Origin of the sequence: Streptomyces sp. NPDC018029 (assembly GCF_044327655.1) — a bacterium.
In the GTDB taxonomy this organism is placed as follows: Bacteria; Actinomycetota; Actinomycetes; order Streptomycetales; family Streptomycetaceae; genus Streptomyces.
Window position 1 is genome coordinate 819,024 of sequence record NZ_JBIRFV010000003.1, and the last position, 19,294, is coordinate 838,317.

The 19,294-nt window shown below is 68.9% G+C and carries 18 protein-coding genes; all 18 read left to right on the forward strand.

What is annotated here, in order from left to right; all coding sequences use genetic code 11:
* The first annotated feature begins 237 nt into the window (after window positions 1–237).
* The 18 genes from thrB to atpD all read left to right on the forward strand — a co-directional run bounded on the left by thrB (window position 238) and on the right by atpD (window position 19,215).
* Window positions 238–1,155 (forward strand): homoserine kinase, encoded by a 918-nt coding sequence (thrB, locus tag ACH4D5_RS12300; RefSeq protein ID WP_398301210.1) that lies wholly within the window; start codon window positions 238–240, stop codon window positions 1,153–1,155.
* A gap of 394 nt (window positions 1,156–1,549) precedes the next feature.
* Window positions 1,550–3,619: a transcription termination factor Rho gene (gene rho, locus ACH4D5_RS12305; RefSeq protein ID WP_398301213.1), complete on the forward strand. Its 2,070-nt coding sequence runs from the start codon at window positions 1,550–1,552 to the stop codon at window positions 3,617–3,619.
* Window positions 3,620–3,939: 320 nt separating this feature from the next.
* Window positions 3,940–5,052: an LCP family protein gene (locus tag ACH4D5_RS12310; protein WP_398301215.1), complete on the forward strand. Its 1,113-nt coding sequence runs from the start codon at window positions 3,940–3,942 to the stop codon at window positions 5,050–5,052.
* A 170-nt stretch (window positions 5,053–5,222) separates the two neighbouring features.
* Window positions 5,223–5,444 (forward strand): 50S ribosomal protein L31, encoded by a 222-nt coding sequence (gene rpmE / locus ACH4D5_RS12315; protein WP_098244794.1) that lies wholly within the window; start codon window positions 5,223–5,225, stop codon window positions 5,442–5,444.
* Window positions 5,445–5,559: 115 nt separating this feature from the next.
* Window positions 5,560–6,636: a peptide chain release factor 1 gene (gene prfA, locus ACH4D5_RS12320; protein WP_398301218.1), complete on the forward strand. Its 1,077-nt coding sequence runs from the start codon at window positions 5,560–5,562 to the stop codon at window positions 6,634–6,636.
* 44 nt (window positions 6,637–6,680) lie between these two features.
* Window positions 6,681–7,526 (forward strand): peptide chain release factor N(5)-glutamine methyltransferase, encoded by an 846-nt coding sequence (gene prmC, locus ACH4D5_RS12325; RefSeq protein ID WP_398301220.1) that lies wholly within the window; start codon window positions 6,681–6,683, stop codon window positions 7,524–7,526.
* Between the two features lie 46 nt (window positions 7,527–7,572).
* A complete protein-coding gene (locus ACH4D5_RS12330) occupies window positions 7,573–8,220 on the forward strand; it encodes an L-threonylcarbamoyladenylate synthase (RefSeq protein WP_362990246.1) in 648 nt (215 codons plus the stop codon).
* Window positions 8,217–8,870 (forward strand): protein-tyrosine-phosphatase, encoded by a 654-nt coding sequence (locus ACH4D5_RS12335; protein WP_362990248.1) that lies wholly within the window; start codon window positions 8,217–8,219, stop codon window positions 8,868–8,870. The genes ACH4D5_RS12330 and ACH4D5_RS12335 overlap by 4 nt, the downstream gene beginning before the upstream one ends.
* Window positions 8,871–8,920: 50 nt before the next feature.
* Window positions 8,921–10,192, forward strand: coding sequence for a serine hydroxymethyltransferase (glyA, locus tag ACH4D5_RS12340; RefSeq protein ID WP_398301223.1), 1,272 nt, complete (start codon window positions 8,921–8,923; stop codon window positions 10,190–10,192).
* A 138-nt stretch (window positions 10,193–10,330) separates the two neighbouring features.
* On the forward strand, window positions 10,331–11,641 hold the full coding sequence (locus ACH4D5_RS12345; RefSeq protein ID WP_398301225.1) for an MraY family glycosyltransferase: 1,311 nt from the start codon (window positions 10,331–10,333) through the stop codon (window positions 11,639–11,641).
* A 261-nt stretch (window positions 11,642–11,902) separates the two neighbouring features.
* On the forward strand, window positions 11,903–12,352 hold the full coding sequence (locus ACH4D5_RS12350) for a hypothetical protein (protein ID WP_398301226.1): 450 nt from the start codon (window positions 11,903–11,905) through the stop codon (window positions 12,350–12,352).
* A gap of 276 nt (window positions 12,353–12,628) precedes the next feature.
* A complete protein-coding gene (gene atpB / locus ACH4D5_RS12355) occupies window positions 12,629–13,399 on the forward strand; it encodes a F0F1 ATP synthase subunit A (protein WP_398301460.1) in 771 nt (256 codons plus the stop codon).
* Window positions 13,400–13,475: 76 nt separating this feature from the next.
* Window positions 13,476–13,718, forward strand: coding sequence for an ATP synthase F0 subunit C (gene atpE, locus ACH4D5_RS12360; RefSeq protein ID WP_398301228.1), 243 nt, complete (start codon window positions 13,476–13,478; stop codon window positions 13,716–13,718).
* A 39-nt stretch (window positions 13,719–13,757) separates the two neighbouring features.
* The gene (locus ACH4D5_RS12365) at window positions 13,758–14,306 is read left to right on the forward strand and encodes a F0F1 ATP synthase subunit B (RefSeq protein WP_398301230.1); all 549 of its coding nucleotides are present in this window, start codon (window positions 13,758–13,760) and stop codon (window positions 14,304–14,306) included.
* On the forward strand, window positions 14,303–15,127 hold the full coding sequence (locus tag ACH4D5_RS12370; RefSeq protein WP_398301232.1) for a F0F1 ATP synthase subunit delta: 825 nt from the start codon (window positions 14,303–14,305) through the stop codon (window positions 15,125–15,127). Before ACH4D5_RS12365 ends, ACH4D5_RS12370 begins: the two co-directional genes overlap by 4 nt.
* A 112-nt stretch (window positions 15,128–15,239) precedes the next feature.
* Window positions 15,240–16,832 carry a F0F1 ATP synthase subunit alpha gene (gene atpA, locus ACH4D5_RS12375; protein ID WP_398301234.1) on the forward strand — a complete coding sequence of 531 codons (1,593 nt, stop codon included), beginning with the start codon at window positions 15,240–15,242 and terminating at the stop codon, window positions 16,830–16,832.
* A gap of 20 nt (window positions 16,833–16,852) precedes the next feature.
* Complete coding sequence (locus ACH4D5_RS12380; protein ID WP_398301236.1) at window positions 16,853–17,773, forward strand: F0F1 ATP synthase subunit gamma; 921 nt, start codon at window positions 16,853–16,855, stop codon at window positions 17,771–17,773.
* Window positions 17,773–19,215, forward strand: coding sequence for a F0F1 ATP synthase subunit beta (atpD, locus tag ACH4D5_RS12385; protein WP_362990266.1), 1,443 nt, complete (start codon window positions 17,773–17,775; stop codon window positions 19,213–19,215). The genes ACH4D5_RS12380 and atpD overlap by 1 nt, the downstream gene beginning before the upstream one ends.
* Window positions 19,216–19,294 lie beyond the last annotated feature (79 nt).

Consider the following 19,294-nt stretch of genomic DNA (forward strand, 5'->3'; position numbering starts at 1 on the left):
GGCAAAACCCGCGACTCCGTACAGGGGGTGGCACAGGGGGCTTACGACACGCATCGTGCGCCTCCTGTGCGCCCTATGTCGCCACAGAACCTTCCTTCGATAGGCTGTACCGAACCCGCCCCGCCGCATATGCCGCGGTGCCGCCGTTGTTCGCGGCCTTCGGGTGTTCCGTACATGTGGCACGTACCGAAAATACGCAGCCTCGAAAACACGCAGCTCAAGGAGAGTCATCGAGCGATGGCCGGTCCCGCGTTCCGCGCCGCCGCCGTCCGGGTGCGCACCCCCGCCACCAGCGCCAACCTCGGCCCGGGCTTCGACGCCCTCGGCCTGGCCCTGGGGCTGTACGACGACGTCGTCGTCCGGGTGGCCGACTCCGGCCTGAACATCGACATCGCGGGGGAGGGCAGCGAGACCCTGCCGCGCGACGAGTCGCACCTGCTCGTCCGGTCCCTGCGCACCGCCTTCGACCTGCTCGGCGGACAGCCGCGCGGTCTTGAGATCGTCTGCGCCAACCGCATCCCGCACGGCCGCGGCCTCGGCTCGTCGTCCGCCGCCATCTGCGCGGGCATCGTCGCCGCGCGCGCCGTGACGATAGGCGGCGAGGCCAGGCTCGACGACGCCGCGCTGCTCGACCTGGCCACCGAGATCGAGGGCCACCCCGACAACGTCGCCGCCTGTCTGCTCGGCGGCTTCACGCTCTCCTGGATGGACGGGGGAGCCGGGCGGGCGATCAGGATGGAACCCGCCGATTCCATCGTTCCGGTGGTTTTCGTCCCCGGCAAGCCCGTCCTCACCGAGATGGCGCGCGGACTGCTCCCGCGCACCGTCCCGCACGTCGACGCGGCCGCCAACGCGGGCCGGGCGGCCCTGCTCGTCGAGGCCCTGACCAGGCGCCCCGAGCTGCTGCTGCCCGCCACGGAGGACCGGCTGCACCAGGAGTACCGCGCCCCGGCCATGCCGGAGAGCGCCGCCCTGGTGGAGCGGCTGCGCGCCGACGGCGTGCCCGCGATGATCTCCGGCGCGGGCCCCACGGTCCTCGCGCTGGTCGAAGACAGTGCGGCCGACAAGGTCGCACGACTGGCGGGGGAGGGCTGGGCGGCCAATCGCCTGGCGCTCGACGCCACGGGTACGAGCGTGCTGCCGCTCGCGCCCTGACGCAGTGAACAAAGGGATTTCGGGGTGTCCCGATCCTGAGAGGGGGAATGTTTGTTGGATCCGGTAGTGTTAATCTCAAGTCTGCACCCGACCTCACCATGGCGAGGTGCTTTGTGTCCCCGTCCGGGACAACCATTCTTCCGGGAGCCTCCCAAACTGCTTCGTGCCTTGCACTGAGCGGTCCTGAGCACGCTCCGGAACCGGCGTGACCGAGCCGGGTGACACCGCACTTCAGTGGCACCGCACCGGGAATCGCCATCACCAATGAATTCTTCCGCCGCGTTGGCGGACCACCGCCCCGGCACGGTCCACAGAATGCAAGGACCGATCGTCGGACAGCACAACCGGTCGCCGAGCCAGACAGGCCGACGTCCGCTCCAGGGAAGGACCCTTCGTGAGCGACACCACCGATCTGATGGGCGTGACTGCCGACACGCCCGCCACGGACGCCTCCGCGGCGCCTGCCACCGGTGCTTCGGCCGGGTCCCGGCGGCGCCGCGGCACCGGCCTTGAGGGCATGGTGCTGGCGGAACTGCAGCAGGTCGCATCGGGCCTTGGAATCAAGGGCACCGGGCGCATGCGCAAGAGCCAGCTGATCGAGGTCATCAAGGAGGCGCAGGCAGGGGGCGGAGCCCCGGCGAAGAGCGCCGCGGCTTCCGGTGAGACCACCGAGACCAAGCCCAAGCGTCGGGCCACCTCGAAGGCCCGTACGGGCGAGGACGCCGCCGAGCCCGCCGCCAAGGCGGCCAAGGCCGACGACGCCAAGGGCGCCAAGGCCGAGAAGGCCGCGACCCAGCAGCAGATCGACATCCCCGGCCAGCCCGCCGGCGGCCCCGGCCGCACGAGCGAGGCCGAGCGCGGGGGAGACGACCAGCCGACCGAGCGCCGTCGGCGTCGCGCCACCGCCGAGGCGGGCAGCCCGGAGACCGTCACCGCCGAGGCGAAGACCGAGGCCAAGGGCGACGCGTCCGAGGCCAAGGGCGACAAGGGCGGCGACAACTCCGGCGAGGGCGCCGAGGGCCGCCGCGAGCGCCGTGACCGGCAGGGCCGCGGCCGCGACCGCGACCGCCGCGGGAACAAGGGCGACGACCAGCAGGGTGGCGGCCGTCCGGACCGTCAGGACCGGCAGGACCGTCAGCAGCAGGGCGGCGGCCGTCCGGACCGCCAGGACCGGCAGGACCGTCAGCGTGACAACGGTCCGCAGGACGACGACGACTTCGAGGGTGGCCGTCGTGGCCGCCGCGGCCGCTACCGCGACCGCCGTGGCCGCCGCGGCCGCGACGAGCAGGGCTTCGGCAACGAACCGCAGGTCTCCGAGGACGACGTCCTGATCCCCGTCGCGGGCATCCTGGACATCCTCGACAACTACGCGTTCATCCGTACGTCGGGCTACCTCCCCGGTCCCAACGACGTGTACGTCTCGCTGGCCCAGGTCCGCAAGAACGGCCTGCGCAAGGGCGACCACGTCACCGGCGCGGTCCGCCAGCCCAAGGACGGCGAGCGCCGCGAGAAGTTCAACGCGCTCGTGCGCCTCGACTCCGTCAACGGCATGGCGCCCGAATCCGGGCGCGGGCGACCGGAGTTCAACAAGCTGACGCCCCTTTACCCGCAGGACCGGCTCCGCCTGGAGACCGACCCGGGCGTGCTGACGACCCGCATCATCGACCTCGTCGCGCCCATCGGCAAGGGTCAGCGCGGTCTGATCGTGGCCCCGCCGAAGACCGGCAAGACCATGATCATGCAGGCCATCGCCAACGCGATCACGCACAACAACCCCGAGTGCCACCTGATGGTCGTCCTGGTCGACGAGCGTCCGGAAGAGGTCACCGACATGCAGCGGTCGGTGAAGGGCGAGGTCATCTCCTCGACCTTCGACCGTCCCGCCGAGGACCACACCACGGTCGCCGAGCTCGCCATCGAGCGCGCCAAGCGCCTGGTCGAGCTGGGCCACGACGTCGTCGTGCTGCTCGACTCGATCACCCGTCTGGGCCGTGCGTACAACCTCGCGGCGCCGGCCTCCGGCCGCATCCTGTCCGGTGGTGTCGACTCGACGGCCCTCTACCCGCCGAAGCGCTTCTTCGGTGCCGCGCGCAACATCGAGGACGGCGGCTCGCTGACCATCATGGCCACCGCGCTGGTCGACACCGGCTCGCGCATGGACGAGGTGATCTTCGAGGAGTTCAAGGGCACCGGCAACCTCGAGCTCAAGCTGGACCGCAAGCTCTCCGACAAGCGGATCTTCCCGGCGGTGGACGTGGACTCGTCCAGCACCCGTAAGGAAGAGATCCTGCTCGGCAGCGACGAGCTCGCCATCACCTGGAAGCTGCGCCGCGTGCTGCACGCGCTCGACCAGCAGCAGGCGATCGAGCTGCTTCTCGACAAGATGAAGCAGACGAAGTCGAACGCCGAGTTCCTGCTGCAGATCCAGAAGACGACGCCGACGCCGGGCAACGGCAACGACTAGTCGTCCTCAGCGGTCCCCGAGCCGCCCCGTCACTCCTGTGACGGGGCGGCTCTGCTGTTGCCCGGCGTGACCGGAGCGAGACCTTGGCCACACGTCTAAGAGATTCTCACGGTCACTGCGGGTAGCACCGAAGCGGTTGAAAGCGCAGGTGAGGGGCTGAAATGGGGGGTGCTGGGGCCACTCTCCGTAGTGGTCGGATCCCGGGGCGCACACAGGGCGTCGTGCAACCCTTCTTTCGGTTTTGCCGTCTGACAAGTGACGGAAAGCCACGCCTGGCCCTGAAAGCAGGGGGTAACCGACCGACGAGGACTGAGGAGCGCATGACCGACGAGAGCAGGGCCGCCGACGCGCCGAGGCGCGGCAAGCGCGGTCGCCGCCGCAAGCCGCGCAGCAAGCGCAAGAAGGTGCTCGTCGTCACGGCCTGGACCGCCGCGGGGGCGGCCGTCCTCGGAGGCACCGGCCTCGGCTACGTCTACTTCAAGCTCAACGGCAACATCAAGGGCGTCGACATCAACGCCGCGCTCGGCACCGACCGCCCCATGGACATCGACAACGGCTCCCAGGACATCCTCGTCCTCGGCTCCGACTCGCGCTCCGGCGACAACGCCAAGTACGGCAAGGACGAGGGCGCGGCCCGCTCGGACACCGCGATGATCGTGCACGTCTACAAGGGCCACAAGAAGGCCAGCGTCGTCTCCATACCCCGCGACACCCTCATATCCAGGCCGGACTGCAAGACCGATGACGGCAAGGACGCGCCGGGCGCCGAGCGGCAGATGTTCAACACGGCGTACGAGGTGGGCGGCCCCGCCTGCGCCGTCAAGACCGTCGAGAAAATGTCCGGCATCCGGATGGACCACTACGTAGAAGTCGATTTCACGGGCTTCAAGAAGCTCATCGACACCCTCGGCGGCGTCGACATCACCACCAAGAAGGACATCAGGGACAAGGACAGTCACCTGAACCTGGACGCCGGCACCCACACGCTCGACGGCGAGCAGGCCCTCGGCCTGGTCCGCACCCGGCACGGCGTCGGCGACGGCAGCGACCTCGGCCGCATCCAGCTCCAGCAGGCCTTCATCAAGGCCCTCCTCGACCAGGTCAAGGACGTCGGGGTCTTCAGCAACCCCAAGAAGCTGTTCGACCTGGCGAACGACGCGACCAGCGCCATCACCACCGACTCCGACCTGAACGACGTCAAGAGCCTCGCGAGCTTCGCGAACGGCCTCAAGGGCATCGGCGCGGGCGACATGAAGATGGTCACGCTGCCCATCCAGTACGACCCCGCAGACCCCAACCGCGTCCTCCCCCTGGAGGAGGCCGACCAGCAGGTCTGGGACGCCCTCAGGGCCGACAAGGCGATACCCAAGTCCGCCACCGAGAAGTCGGCCGGCGACAAGGGCGACGTGGGCGACGTGGTGGCCGGTCACTGACCCGGCCGGGAACCCGCCCGGCACCCGCCGGGAACCCGCCAGGAATAGAACGGCGCCCACCCCGGTTTTGGGAGATACGGCCGGTCCTGGCAGACTGGTACGTCGGCCCCGGTTCACGTACGAGCAATCCGCGCGTACGACCCGGCGCCCTCCCGAAACTAGGAGACACCTTGAAGCGCGACATCCACCCCGAGTACGTCGAGACCCAGGTCAGCTGCACCTGCGGTGCGTCGTTCACCACCCGCAGCACGATCTCCAGCGGCACCGTCCGCGCCGAGGTCTGCTCCGAGTGCCACCCGTTCTACACGGGCAAGCAGAAGATCCTCGACACCGGTGGCCGTGTGGCCCGCTTCGAGGCCCGCTTCGGCAAGGCTGCAGGCGCCAACAAGTAGCGAGCCACTGCGCCGGTCATCGGCCGCCCTCGGGAGGGGGTGGCCGGGACCGGCGCTTTTGCCGTCCCGCAGCCGATTCGCGTAGAACCACCGCGTAGAAAACCAGGAGCCCCCGATGTTCGAGGCGGTCGAGGAACTGATCGGCGAGCACGCCGATCTCGAGAAGAAGCTCGCCGACCCGTCGGTCCACGCCGACCAGGCCAACGCGCGCAAGCTCAACAAGCGCTACGCCGAGCTGACCCCGATCGTGGCGACGTACCGCTCCTGGAAGCAGACCGGGGACGACATCGAGACCGCGCGCGAGTACGCCGCCGCCGACCCGGACTTCGCCGCTGAGCTCAAGGACCTGGAGCGGCAGCGCGAGGCCATCACCGAGAAGCTGCGGCTGCTGCTCGTGCCCCGGGACCCGTCCGACGACAAGGACGTCATCCTGGAGATCAAGGCGGGCGCGGGCGGCGACGAGTCGGCCCTGTTCGCCGGCGACCTCCTGCGCATGTACCTGCGGTACGCCGAGCGCGTCGGCTGGAAGACCGAGATCATCGACTCCACCGAGTCCGAGCTCGGCGGCTACAAGGACGTCCAGGTCGCCGTGAAGACCAAGGGCGGCCAGGGCGCCACCGAGCCGGGCCAGGGCGTCTGGGCGCGGCTGAAGTACGAGGGCGGCGTGCACCGCGTGCAGCGCGTGCCCTCCACCGAGTCCCAGGGCCGCATCCACACCTCCGCGGCCGGCGTGCTCGTGACGCCCGAGGCCGAGGAGATCGACGTCGAGATCCACGCGAACGACCTGCGGATCGACGTCTACCGCTCCTCCGGGCCCGGCGGCCAGTCCGTCAACACCACCGACTCCGCGGTGCGCATCACGCACCTGCCCACCGGCGTCGTCGCCTCCTGCCAGAACGAGAAGAGCCAGCTGCAGAACAAGGAGCAGGCGATGCGCATTCTGCGCTCCCGGCTCCTCGCCGCGGCCCAGGAGGAGGCGGAGAGCAAGGCGGCGGACGCCCGCCGCAGCCAGGTCCGCACCGTCGACCGCTCCGAGAAGATCCGGACGTACAACTACCCGGAAAACCGGATCTCGGACCACCGCGTCGGCTTCAAGGCGTACAACTTGGACCAGGTGCTCGACGGCGACCTCGACGCGGTCATCCAGGCCTGCGTCGACGCGGACTCCGCGGCCAAGCTCGCCGCCGCTTGAGGCACCCTCGTACGACCCGTCCCGACCCGCCCCGGAGGACCAGCGTGAACCTGCTGCTCGCGGAAGTGGCCCAGGCCACCCAGCGGCTGGCCGACGCAGGCGTGCCCTCGCCGCGCAACGACGCGGAAGAGCTGGCCGCCTTCGTGCACGGCGTGAAGCGGGGCGAGCTGCACTCCGTCAAGGACGCCGACTTCGACGCCCGCTACTGGGAGACCGTCGCGCGGCGCGAGGCCCGCGAGCCGCTGCAGCACATCACGGGGCGGGCCTTCTTCCGCTACCTGGAGCTGCAGGTCGGCCCCGGCGTCTTCGTGCCGCGCCCGGAGACCGAGTCCGTCGTCGGCTGGGCCATAGACGCCGTCCGCGCGATGGACGTCGTCGAGCCGCTCATCGTCGACCTGTGCACCGGCTCCGGCGCCATCGCGCTCGCCATGGCACAGGAGGTCCCGCGCTCGCGCGTGCACGCCGTGGAGCTGTCCGAGGACGCCCTCAAATGGACGCGGAAGAACGTCGAGGGGTCCAGGGTCGAGCTGCGGCGGGGAGACGCCAGGGATGCCTTCCCGGAGCTCGACGGACAGGTCGACCTCGTGATCTCCAACCCGCCGTACATCCCGCTCACCGAATGGGAGTACGTCGCCCCGGAAGCCCGCGACTACGACCCCGAACTCGCCCTCTTCTCCGGCGAGGACGGCCTCGACCTGATCCGCGGCATCGAGCGCACCGCCCACCGGCTGCTGCGCCCCGGCGGAGTCGTCGTCATCGAACACGCGGACACCCAGGGCGGCCAGGTCCCGTGGATCTTCACCGAGGAGCGGGGCTGGGCCGACGCGGCCGACCACCCCGACCTCAACAACAGGCCGCGCTTCGCGACCGCCCGCAGGGCGATGCCGTGACGACCCAGAACATCAGTGTCAGCTTTTCAGTGAGGAGTCCGGACTAATGGCACGGCGATACGACACCAACGACGCGACCGACCGTACGACCGGTCTGCGCGAGGCCGCGTCCGCCGTCCGCCGTGGCGAGCTGGTCGTGCTGCCCACCGACACCGTCTACGGCATCGGCGCCGACGCCTTCACCCCGGAGGCGTGCTCCGACCTGCTGGACGCCAAGGGCCGCGGCCGCAACATGCCGACGCCCGTCCTGATCGGCTCGCCGAACACGCTGCACGGCCTGGTGACCGACTTCTCCGAGATGGCCTGGGAGCTCGTCGACGCCTTCTGGCCCGGCGCCCTGACCCTGGTCGCCAAGCAGCAGCCGTCGCTCCAGTGGGACCTCGGCGACACCCGCGGCACGGTCGCCATCCGCATGCCGCTGCACCCTGTCGCCATTGAACTGCTCACCGAGGTCGGCCCCATGGCCGTCTCCTCGGCGAACCTCACGGGGCACCCCGCCCCGGAGAACTGCGACGCCGCGCAGGAGATGCTCGGCGACTCCGTCTCCGTGTACCTGGACGGCGGCCCGACCCCCGGCATCGTCCCGTCGTCGATCGTCGACGTCACGGGCAAGGTGCCGGTGCTGCTGCGCGCGGGCGCGCTGACCGCGGACGAGCTGCGCAAGGTGGTACCCGACCTCGAGGTGGCGAATTGACAGCCCCTGAGACGGGGCGTGGCATAGCGGGCTTCCCGGGCTCTGCGGACGCCTTCCGCATCCTCCACGTCAGCACCGGCAACGTGTGCCGCTCACCCATCACCGAGCGGCTGACCAGGCATGCCCTGGCCGACCGCCTCGGCGACCCGCTCACCGGCGGTCTCATCGTGGAGAGCGCGGGCACCTGGGGCCACGAGGGCGCCCCCATGGAGACCAACGCCGAGACGGTCCTCGCCGACTTCGGCGCGGACGCCAGCGGCTTCATGGGGCGCGAGCTCCTCGACGACCACGTCATCCGCGCCGACCTGGTCCTGACCGCCACCCGCGACCACCGGGCGCAGGTCATCTCCATGGGCCACTCGGCGGGCCTGCGCACCTTCACGCTCAAGGAGTTCACCCGGCTCGTGCGGGCCATAGACCCGACGACCCTGCCCGAGCCCGACGGCAACGGCGTGGTCGAGCGGGCGCGTGCCCTGGTCCGGGCCGCCGCCGCGCTGCGCGGCTGGCTCCTCGCGCCGAACGTGGAGGCCGACGAGGTGTACGACCCGTACGGGGCGCCCCTGCCGTTCTTCCGTTCCGTGGGCGACGAGATCAACCAGGCACTCGACCCGGTGGTGACGGCGCTGACCGGGGTGCCCGCGCACATGTAGCGGCCTACATTGGATCTGAGGTCACCCCCCGCACGGCCCCGGAGCCCACGATGTCGCTCAGCACGGTCAGCACCGCACCCGCCGCACCCACCGCTTCCGCCGCGTACACGGATCTCGAGGGGCTGCGGAGGCAGGACCCCGAGCTGGCCGACGCCCTCATCGGCGAGGTCGCCCGGCAGTCCGACGCGCTCCAGCTGATCGCCGCCGAGAACTTCACGTCGCCCGCCGTCCTCACCGCCCTCGGCTCGCCGCTCGCCAACAAGTACGCCGAGGGCTACCCCGGCGCCCGCCACCACGGCGGCTGCGAACTGGTCGACGTCGCCGAGCGGATCGCCGTCGACCGCGCCAAGGCCCTGTTCGGCGCCGAGCACGCCAACGTACAGGCGCACTCCGGGTCCTCCGCCGTCCTCGCCGCGTACGCCGCGCTGCTGCGGCCCGGCGACACGGTCCTGGCCCTCGGGCTGCCGTACGGCGGACACCTCACGCACGGCTCGCCCACGAACTTCTCCGGCAGGTGGTTCGACTTCGTCGGCTACGGAGTGGACCCCGAGAGCGGCCTGCTCGACTACGACCAGGTGCACGCCCTCGCCCGCTCGCACCGGCCCAAGGCCATCGTGTGCGGCTCGATCTCCTACCCCCGGCACATCGACTACGCGGCCTTCCGCGAGATCGCCGACGACGTGGGCGCCTACCTCATCGCCGACGCCGCGCATCCCATGGGCCTGGTCGCCGGGGGAGCGGCGCCCAGCCCGGTGCCGTACGCGGACGTCGTCTGCGCGACCACCCACAAGGTCCTGCGCGGCCCGCGAGGCGGCCTCCTGCTGTGCGGGGCGGACCTCGCCGAACGAATCGACAGGGCCGTCTTCCCGTTCACTCAGGGCGGCGCCCAGATGCACACGATCGCCGCGAAGGCCGTCGCGTTCGGGGAGGCGGCGACGCCGGCCTTCACGGCGTACGCCCATCAGGTGGTCGAGCACGCACGGACCCTCGCGGCGGCGCTGGCCGCGGCGGGGTTCGCGATCGCCACGGGCGGCACGGACACACACCTGGTGCTCGCCGACCCTGCCCCCTTGGGCGTCGACGCACGCACCGCCCGCGCCAGGCTCGCGGCGGCCGGCATCTTCCTCGACACCTGCGCCCTGCCCCACGGCGACACCCGCGGCCTCCGACTCGGCACGGCCGCCGTCACCACCCAGGGCATGACCGCCCCGGAGATGGCCCGCATCGCGGCCCTGCTGGCCGAAGCGGTGCACGAGGAGTCGAACGTACGAGAAGAGGTACGCGAACTGGTGGGAAGATTTCCGCCCTACCCGGCCCGGTGAGGGACGGCCGCCACAGGGGGCTGACGGTGCTGGTGGGATGCTCGTGCAACCATCGTCGCTACCCGGAAGTCCCCAACCGTATGCGCGCAAAGCTAGGGTGTGGGGCTGTGACGGCCAGCGAAACCTGTGGGGAAGCCCGTGCGTGAATACCTGCTGACGCTCTGCATCACGGCTGCGGTGACCTACCTGCTGACCGGCCCGGTGCGGAAGTTCGCGATCGTGGCCGGTGCCATGCCGGAGATCCGCGCTCGTGACGTGCACCGGGAGCCGACGCCCCGGCTCGGCGGGATCGCGATGTTCTTCGGCCTGTGTGCAGGTCTTCTCGTTGCCGACCACCTGCCGAACCTGAACACGGTCTTCGAGAACTCCAACGAGCCGCGCGCGTTGCTCTCCGGGGCCGCGCTGATCTGGCTGATCGGCGTCCTGGACGACAAGTTCGAGATCGACGCGCTGATCAAGCTCGGCGGCCAGATGATCGCCGCCGGCGTCATGGTCATGCAGGGTCTGACGATCCTGTGGATCCCGGTCCCCGGCGTCGGCACGGTCTCGCTCACCTCCGGCCAGGGCACCCTCCTGACGGTCGCGCTCGTCGTCATCACGATCAACGCCGTCAACTTCGTCGACGGCCTCGACGGCCTCGCGGCGGGCATGGTGTGCATCGCCTCGGCGGCGTCCTTCATGTACGCCTACCGCATCTGGTACGGCTACGGCATCGAGGCCGCGGCCCCCGCCACGCTCTTCGCCGCCATCCTCATGGGCATGTGCCTCGGCTTCCTGCCGCACAACATGCACCCGGCCAGGATCTTCATGGGCGACTCGGGCTCGATGCTCATCGGCCTCGTCCTCGCCGCGGGCGCCATCTCCGTCACCGGGCAGGTCGACCCCGCCGCGATGAAGCTGAACTTCGGCGGCGGCCGCGACGCCACCCACGCGATGCTGCCGGTCTTCATCCCCCTCCTGATGCCGCTCACGATCATCGCGATCCCCTTCGCGGACCTGGTCCTCGCGATCGTCCGGCGCACCTGGAACGGCAAGTCGCCGTTCGCCGCGGACCGCGGCCACCTGCACCACCGGCTCCTGGAGATCGGCCACTCGCACAGCCGCGCGGTGCTGATCATGTACTTCTGGTCGGCGCTCATCGCCTTCGGCACCGTCGCGTACTCCGTGCACTCGACGAGCATGTGGATCCTGCTGATGATCGTCGCCCTCAGCGGCCTCGGTCTCGTGCTGCTCCTCCTTCCGCGCTTCACCCCGCGCACACCGCGGTGGGCGGAGGCCTTCGTGCCGCCGCGCTACCGACGCCGTGCCGCTGCCGCCGCCGAACCGGCCGCCCACGACGCGATGCCGGTGGAGGAGGAGGCTCCGGTCCCCGTAGGCGTCAACGGAGCGACCGCGATCGGCGCCCGCTCGCGCTTCGAGGAGCGACGGGAAGCCGAGACGTCCCGTTGACGCCCGATCCTAAAACGCCCCATTACCAGACAAGTTGGCCCGCTGGGTGCACATGCGCGCGGATTACTTCTCATGTGTGACAGTGGGCACACCCAGCAGGTAAAGACCTCATCAAATAGTTTGTGATACGGTTCACGAGATCCCGGGATAGAGCCGAAGGACCGTAGTGCGACGGTCCATTGGCCCGAGGGCCCCTCTCGACCCGGGTCTACGCTCGTCCATGACGACACCCTGCCCCCATCAGTAAGCGGAGCTGCCGCCATGCCGTCTCAAGACACCCGAAATCTCCTCCAGTCCGCTGTGCCCACAGCTGCCGTCGGCGCGATCGTCGCCGCGGTCAGTGCCGTGGTGGCCGGCGGAAAGGGGGCCATCGGGGCTGTCGTCGGCACCCTGGTCGTCATCGCCTTCATGGGGCTCGGTCTCTTCGTCCTGCAGCGGACGGCAAAATCGCTTCCGCAGCTGTTCCAGGCGATGGGCATGATGCTTTATGTCGCCCAACTCCTGCTGCTGCTCTTCTTCGTGGCCCTGTTCAAGGACACGACTCTGTTCAGCCCGAAGGCATTCGCCGTCGGACTTGTGGTGGCCACCGTCGCGTGGATGGCCGCACAGGCCCGCGCGCACATGAAAGCCAAGATCCTTTACGTCGATCCCGACTCCGTCAGCGACTCCGAGAAGAAGGACAAGCCGGAGAAGTCGGGGTCGTCGACGTGAAGGGTAGGGGCGGGATAAATGGCCGTTCGAGATGCTGCTATCGTCCGGTGCCAACTGCGGCACTGCTGGCGCGGGCATCTGAGCTGACGCCTGCACGATCGCGAGGCTCGATGCCTGAACGCCGCTCACACTTCCGAAACACCAGTCCGGTGCCGAACCGCGGCCGCGTGCCGCGCCGACACGACAACGAGGTTGCCGTACCTATGCGTCACGCCGAAGGAGCCCGCGGTGAGTGCTGACCAAACTGAGCTCGCCTTTGACTGGAGCTGTCGGATCATGTCCGACAACGGCTGTGGCTTCCCGGCTCCGGGTCTGCACTCGTTCCTCTTCAAGCCGATCTTCACCGTCGGCGGGTTCGAGTTCAACAAGGTCATGCTGCTCGCCCTGCTGACCACGCTCGTCGTCGTCACCTTCTTCTATGTGGCGTTCGGCAAGGCCAAGCTGGTCCCGGGCAAGCTGCAGATGATCGGTGAGGCCGGATACGACTTCGTGCGACGCGGAATCGTCTACGAGACCCTCGGCAAGAAGGAGGGCGAGAAGTACGTCCCCCTGATGGTCTCGATCTTCTTCTTCGTCTGGATCATGAACATCTGGTCGGTGATCCCGCTGGCCCAGTTCCCGGTCTCGTCGATCATTGCGTACCCGGTCGTTCTCGCGCTCCTGGTCTACGTGCTCTGGGTGTCCCTGACCTTCAAGCGCCACGGCTTCGTCGGCGGTTGGAAGAACATCACGGGCTACGACAACTCGCTCGGTCCGATCAAGTGGCTCGTGTCGTTCATCGAGTTCTTCTCGAACCTGCTCGTGCGTCCCTTCACGCACGCGGTGCGACTGTTCGCCAACATGTTCGCCGGTCACCTGATGCTGGTGATGTTCACCGTCGCCTCCTGGTACCTGCTGAACAGTTACATGATCCCGGCCGCGGGCGTCTCCTTCGTGATGACCATGGTCATGATCCTCTTCGAGCTTTTCGTGCAGGCCGTTCAGGCGTACGTCTTCGTGCTCCTTGCCTGCTCGTACATCCAGGGCGCTCTCGCCGAACACCACTGAGCACCCAGGTCTCCAAACCACCAGATCGTCCGGTGGCCAACCCCCACCGGCCCATGAAAGAGAAGGAAGAACCGGCATGTCCGCTCTCCAGACCCTTGCCGCCAGCGAAGTCACCGGCTCCCTCGGTTCGATCGGTTACGGCCTCGCCGCGATCGGCCCCGGCATCGGTGTCGGCATTGTCTTCGGTAACGGCACGCAGGCTCTCGCCCGTCAGCCCGAGGCTGCCGGCCTGATCCGCGCCAACCAGATTCTCGGCTTCGCCTTCTGTGAGGCGCTCGCCCTCATCGGCATCGTCATGCCGTTCGTGTTCGGTCGCTAGGCAACAGCTACCTGACACTTTTCGACGAAAGGCATTGATGTGATCGCCAACCTGGTTCAGCTGGCGGCCGAGGAAGAGCAGAACCCGCTCCTCCCGCCGGGTCCCGAGCTGCTCGTCGGCGCCATCGCCTTCGCCATCGTCTTCTTCTTCTTCTGGAAGAAGCTCCTCCCGAACATCAACAAGGTTCTGGAAGAGCGCCGGGAGGCGATCGAAGGCGGTATCGAGAAGGCCGAGGCCGCTCAGACCGAGGCCCAGAGCGTTCTTGAGCAGTACAAGGCTCAGCTCGCCGAGGCCCGGCACGAGGCCGCGCGTCTGCGCCAGGAGGCGCAGGAGCAGGGCGCCACGCTCATCGCCGAGATGCGGGCCGAGGGCCAGCGTCAGCGCGAGGAGATCGTCGCCGCCGGTCACGCCCAGATCGAGGCCGACCGCAAGGCCGCCGCGCAGTCGCTGCGTCAGGACGTCGGCCAGCTGGCCACCGCCCTGGCCGGCAAGCTCGTCGGCGAGTCCCTGGAGGACTCCGCCCGCCAGAGCCGCACGATCGACCGCTTCCTCGACGAGCTCGAGGAGAAGGCCGAGGCAGCTCGATGACAGCGCACGGAGCGAGCCGCGAGGCCCTGGCCGCCGCGCGCGAGCGTCTCGACGCGCTGACGGACAGCACCTCGGTCGACGCCAAGCAGCTCGCGGACGAGCTTGCCGCCGTCACGGCGCTGTTCGCCCGCGAGGTCTCGCTGCGCCGGGTCCTGACCGACCCGTCGCAGTCCGGTGAGGCCAAGGCCGAGCTTGCGGGGCGCCTGCTGTCCGGCCAGGTGGGCGGCGAGACCGCCGACCTGGTGGCCGGCATGGTCCGCTCGCGCTGGTCGCAGTCGCGAGACCTGGTGGACGCTCTCGAAGAGCTCGCCATCCTCGCCGACCTGACCGGCGCGCAGCAGGCCGGCGCCCTGGACAACGTCGAGGACGAGCTCTTCCGGTTCGGCCGGATCGTCTCTTCCAGCACCGAGCTGCGGGCCGCGCTGACCGACCGCGCCGCGACGGGCACGGCCAAGAGCGAGCTGCTGCGCAGCCTGCTCGGGGGTCGCGCCGAGGACGTCACGGAGCGTCTCGTCGAGCGCCTCGTCACCGCGCCGCGTGGACGTAGCCTGGAAGAGGGACTGGAGTCCCTCGCCAAGCTGGCCGCGGACCGCCGCAACCGCATGGTCGCCGTCGTCACTTCCGCCGTTCCGCTCTCGGACCGGCAGAAGGAGCGCCTCGGCGCCGTCCTGGCGAAGGTGTACGGACGCCAGATGCACCTCAACCTCGACGTGGACCCCACGGTCCTCGGCGGGATCAGGGTCCAGGTGGGCGACGAGGTCATCAACGGCTCCATCGCGGACCGTATCGAGGAAGCCGGCCGCCGCGTGGCCGGTAGTTAAGACAAAGAAGCACGACCTACGGCCCTAGTTGGGCCGTGCAGAGGATTCCTGGGGGCTGACCCCAGACCCCCCAAGAAAACTTCGGGCCCAACAAGGAGAGCAGGGAACCCAGATGGCGGAGCTCACGATCCGGCCGGAGGAGATCCGGGACGCGCTGGAGAACTTTGTCCAGGCGTACAAGCCGGACGCGGCCTCGCGCGAGGAGGTCGGTACGGTCACCCTTGCCGGCGACGGCATCGCGAAGGTCGAGGGCCTGCCCTCGGCCATGGCCAACGAGCTGCTGAAGTTCGAGGACGGGACCCTCGGTCTCGCGCTGAACCTTGAAGAGCGCGAGATCGGTTCGATCGTCCTCGGCGAGTTCAGCGGTATCGAAGAGGGCCAGTCGGTCAGCCGTACCGGCGAGGTGCTGTCGGTCGCCGTCGGCGAGGGCTACCTCGGCCGCGTCGTCGACCCGCTCGGCAACCCGATCGACGGCCTCGGCGAGATCGAGACCAGCGGACGTCGTGCCCTCGAGCTGCAGGCCCCCACGGTCATGCAGCGCAAGTCGGTGCACGAGCCGATGGAGACCGGCTACAAGGCCGTCGACGCGATGACCCCGATCGGCCGTGGCCAGCGTCAGCTGATCATCGGTGACCGCCAGACCGGCAAGACCGCCCTGGCCGTCGACACGATCATCAACCAGCGCGACAACTGGCGCACGGGCGACGTGAACAAGCAGGTGCGCTGCATCTACGTCGCCATCGGTCAGAAGGGCTCCACCATCGCCTCCGTGCGCGGTGCCCTCGAAGAGGCCGGCGCGCTGGAGTACACGACCATCGTCGCCGCCCCGGCGTCCGACCCGGCGGGCTTCAAGTACCTGGCGCCCTACACCGGTTCGGCCATCGGCCAGCAGTGGATGTACGAGGGCAAGCACGTCCTCATCATCTTCGACGACCTCTCGAAGCAGGCCGACGCCTACCGCGCCGTGTCCCTGCTGCTCCGCCGCCCGCCGGGGCGCGAGGCCTACCCGGGTGACGTCTTCTACCTGCACTCGCGTCTGCTCGAGCGCTGCGCGAAGCTCTCGGACGAGCTGGGCAAGGGCTCGATGACCGGTCTGCCGATCGTCGAGACCAAGGCGAACGACGTGTCGGCGTTCATCCCGACCAACGTCATCTCCATCACCGACGGCCAGTGCTTCCTGGAGTCGGACCTCTTCAACGCCGGTCAGCGCCCCGCGCTGAACGTCGGTATCTCCGTCTCCCGAGTCGGTGGTTCCGCGCAGCACAAGGCGATGAAGCAGGTCTCGGGCCGCCTCCGCGTGGACCTCGCCCAGTTCCGTGAGCTGGAGGCGTTCGCCGCCTTCGGTTCCGACCTGGACGCCGCGTCGAAGGCGCAGCTGGAGCGCGGCCAGCGCATGGTCGAGCTGCTCAAGCAGCCGCAGTACGAGCCGATGGCGACCGAGGACCAGGTCGTCTCCGTGTGGGCCGGTACCACCGGTCGCATGGACGACGTGCCGGTCAACGACATCCGTCGCTTCGAGCGTGAGCTCCTCGCCTACCTGCACCGGCAGGAGCAGGGCCTCATGACCTCCATCAAGGAGGGCGGCAAGATGTCGGACGACACGCTGCAGGCCGTCGGCGACGCGATCGCGGCGTTCAAGAAGCAGTTCGAGACCTCGGACGGGAAGCTTCTCGGCGAGGACGCTCCGGCCGCCGCCGGCAAGTGACGACGGAAGGGACCTGACTCATGGGAGCCCAGCTCCGGGTCTATAAGCGTCGCATCAAATCCGTCACCGCGACCAAGAAGATCACCAAGGCGATGGAGATGATCGCCGCCTCGCGCGTGGTCAAGGCCCAGCGCAAGGTGGCGGCGTCCACGCCGTACGCGACCGAGCTCACCCGCGCGGTCACGGCGGTCGGCACCGGCTCGAACACGAAGCACCCGCTGACGACCGAGCCGGAGACGGCGACCCGTTCCGCGGTGCTGCTCCTCACGAGCGACCGCGGACTGGCCGGCGCCTTCAACTCGAACGCCATCAAGGCCGCGGAGCAGCTGACCGCGCGCCTGGAGGCCGAGGGCAAGGAGGTCGACACGTACATCGTCGGCCGCCGCGGTCTGTCCCACTACAACTTCCGCGAGCGCAAGGTCGTGGAGTCGTGGTCGGGTTTCACCGACGAGCCCACGTACGCGGACGCCAAGAAGGTCGCGGTGCCGCTGATCGAGGCCATCGAGAAGGAGACGGCGGAGGGCGGCGTGGATGAACTCCACATCGTCTACACCGAGTTCATCTCGATGATGACGCAGACGGCCATCGACGGCCGCCTGCTGCCGCTCAGCCTCGAAGAGGTGGCGGAAGAGTCGAAGTCCACCAAGGACGAGATCCTTCCGCTGTACGACTTCGAGCCGTCGGCGGAGGACGTCCTCGACGCCCTGCTGCCGCGCTACGTCGAGAGCCGTATCTACAACGCGATGCTCCAGTCGGCTGCCTCCAAGCACGCCGCCACGCGCCGCGCGATGAAGTCGGCCACCGACAACGCCGGGGATCTGATCAACAGCCTCTCCCGGCTTGCCAACGCGGCCCGCCAGGCCGAAATCACCCAGGAAATCAGCGAGATCGTCGGCGGCACAGCAGCGCTGGCCGACGCGACCGCGGGGAGTGACAAGTAATGACGACCACTGTTGAGACGGCCGTTGCCACGGGCCGCGTCGCCCGGGTGATCGGCCCGGTCGTCGACGTGGAGTTCCCCGTCGACGCGATGCCGGAAATCTACAACGCCCTGCACGTCCAGGTCGACGACCCGTCGACCGAGGGTGCGAAGAAGACGCTGACCCTCGAGGTCGCCCAGCACCTGGGTGACGGCGTGGTCCGCGCGATCTCGATGCAGCCCACCGACGGCCTGGTCCGCCAGGCCCCGGTCACCAACACCGGCAAGGGCATCTCGGTGCCGGTCGGCGACGTGACCAAGGGCCGCGTGTTCAACACCCTCGGTGAGGTGCTGAACGACGACCCGTCCACGGTCGCCGACGCCGAGCGCTGGACGATCCACCGCAAGGCCCCGGCCTTCGACCAGCTCGAGTCCAAGACCGAGATGTTCGAGACCGGCCTGAAGGTCGTCGACCTTCTCACCCCGTACGTCAAGGGTGGAAAGATCGGTCTGTTCGGTGGTGCCGGTGTCGGCAAGACCGTGCTGATCCAGGAAATGATCGTCCGTGTGGCCAAGCTGCACGACGGTGTCTCCGTCTTCGCCGGTGTCGGCGAGCGCACCCGTGAGGGCAACGACCTCATGGTCGAGATGGAAGAGGCCGGCGTTCTGGACAAGACCGCGCTGGTCTTCGGCCAGATGGACGAGCCGCCGGGCACGCGTCTGCGCGTCGCCCTGGCCGGTCTGACCATGGCGGAGTACTTCCGCGATGTGCAGAAGCAGGACGTGCTGTTCTTCATCGACAACATCTTCCGCTTCACCCAGGCCGGTTCCGAGGTCTCGACCCTGCTCGGCCGCATGCCGTCCGCGGTGGGTTACCAGCCGAACCTGGCCGACGAGATGGGTCTCCTCCAGGAGCGCATCACGTCGACCCGTGGTCACTCGATCACCTCGATGCAGGCGATCTACGTCCCCGCGGACGACCTGACCGACCCGGCCCCGGCCACCACGTTCGCCCACCTCGACGCGACGACGGTTCTCTCCCGTCCGATCTCCGAGAAGGGCATCTACCCGGCCGTGGACCCGCTGGACTCCACGTCCCGCATCCTGGACCCGCGCTACATCGCGCAGGACCACTACGACTGCGCCATGCGCGTCAAGGGAATCCTGCAGAAGTACAAGGACCTCCAGGACATCATCGCGATCCTCGGTATCGACGAGCTCAGCGAGGAAGACAAGCTCGTCGTCGCCCGTGCCCGTCGTGTGGAGCGCTTCCTGTCGCAGAACACCCACGCTGCCAAGCAGTTCACCGGCGTGGACGGCTCGGACGTGTCCCTCGAGGAGTCGATCGCGGCGTTCAACGCGATCTGCGACGGCGAGTACGACCACTTCCCCGAGCAGGCCTTCTTCATGTGCGGTGGTCTCGAGGACCTGAAGAAGAACGCCAAGGAGCTCGGCGTCTCCTGAGCTCAGTAGCTCAAACGGAGAGGGGCGGGGGCACCCCGCGCAGGGGCAGTGTCCCGCCCCTCCCCGTACGCCCACTAGA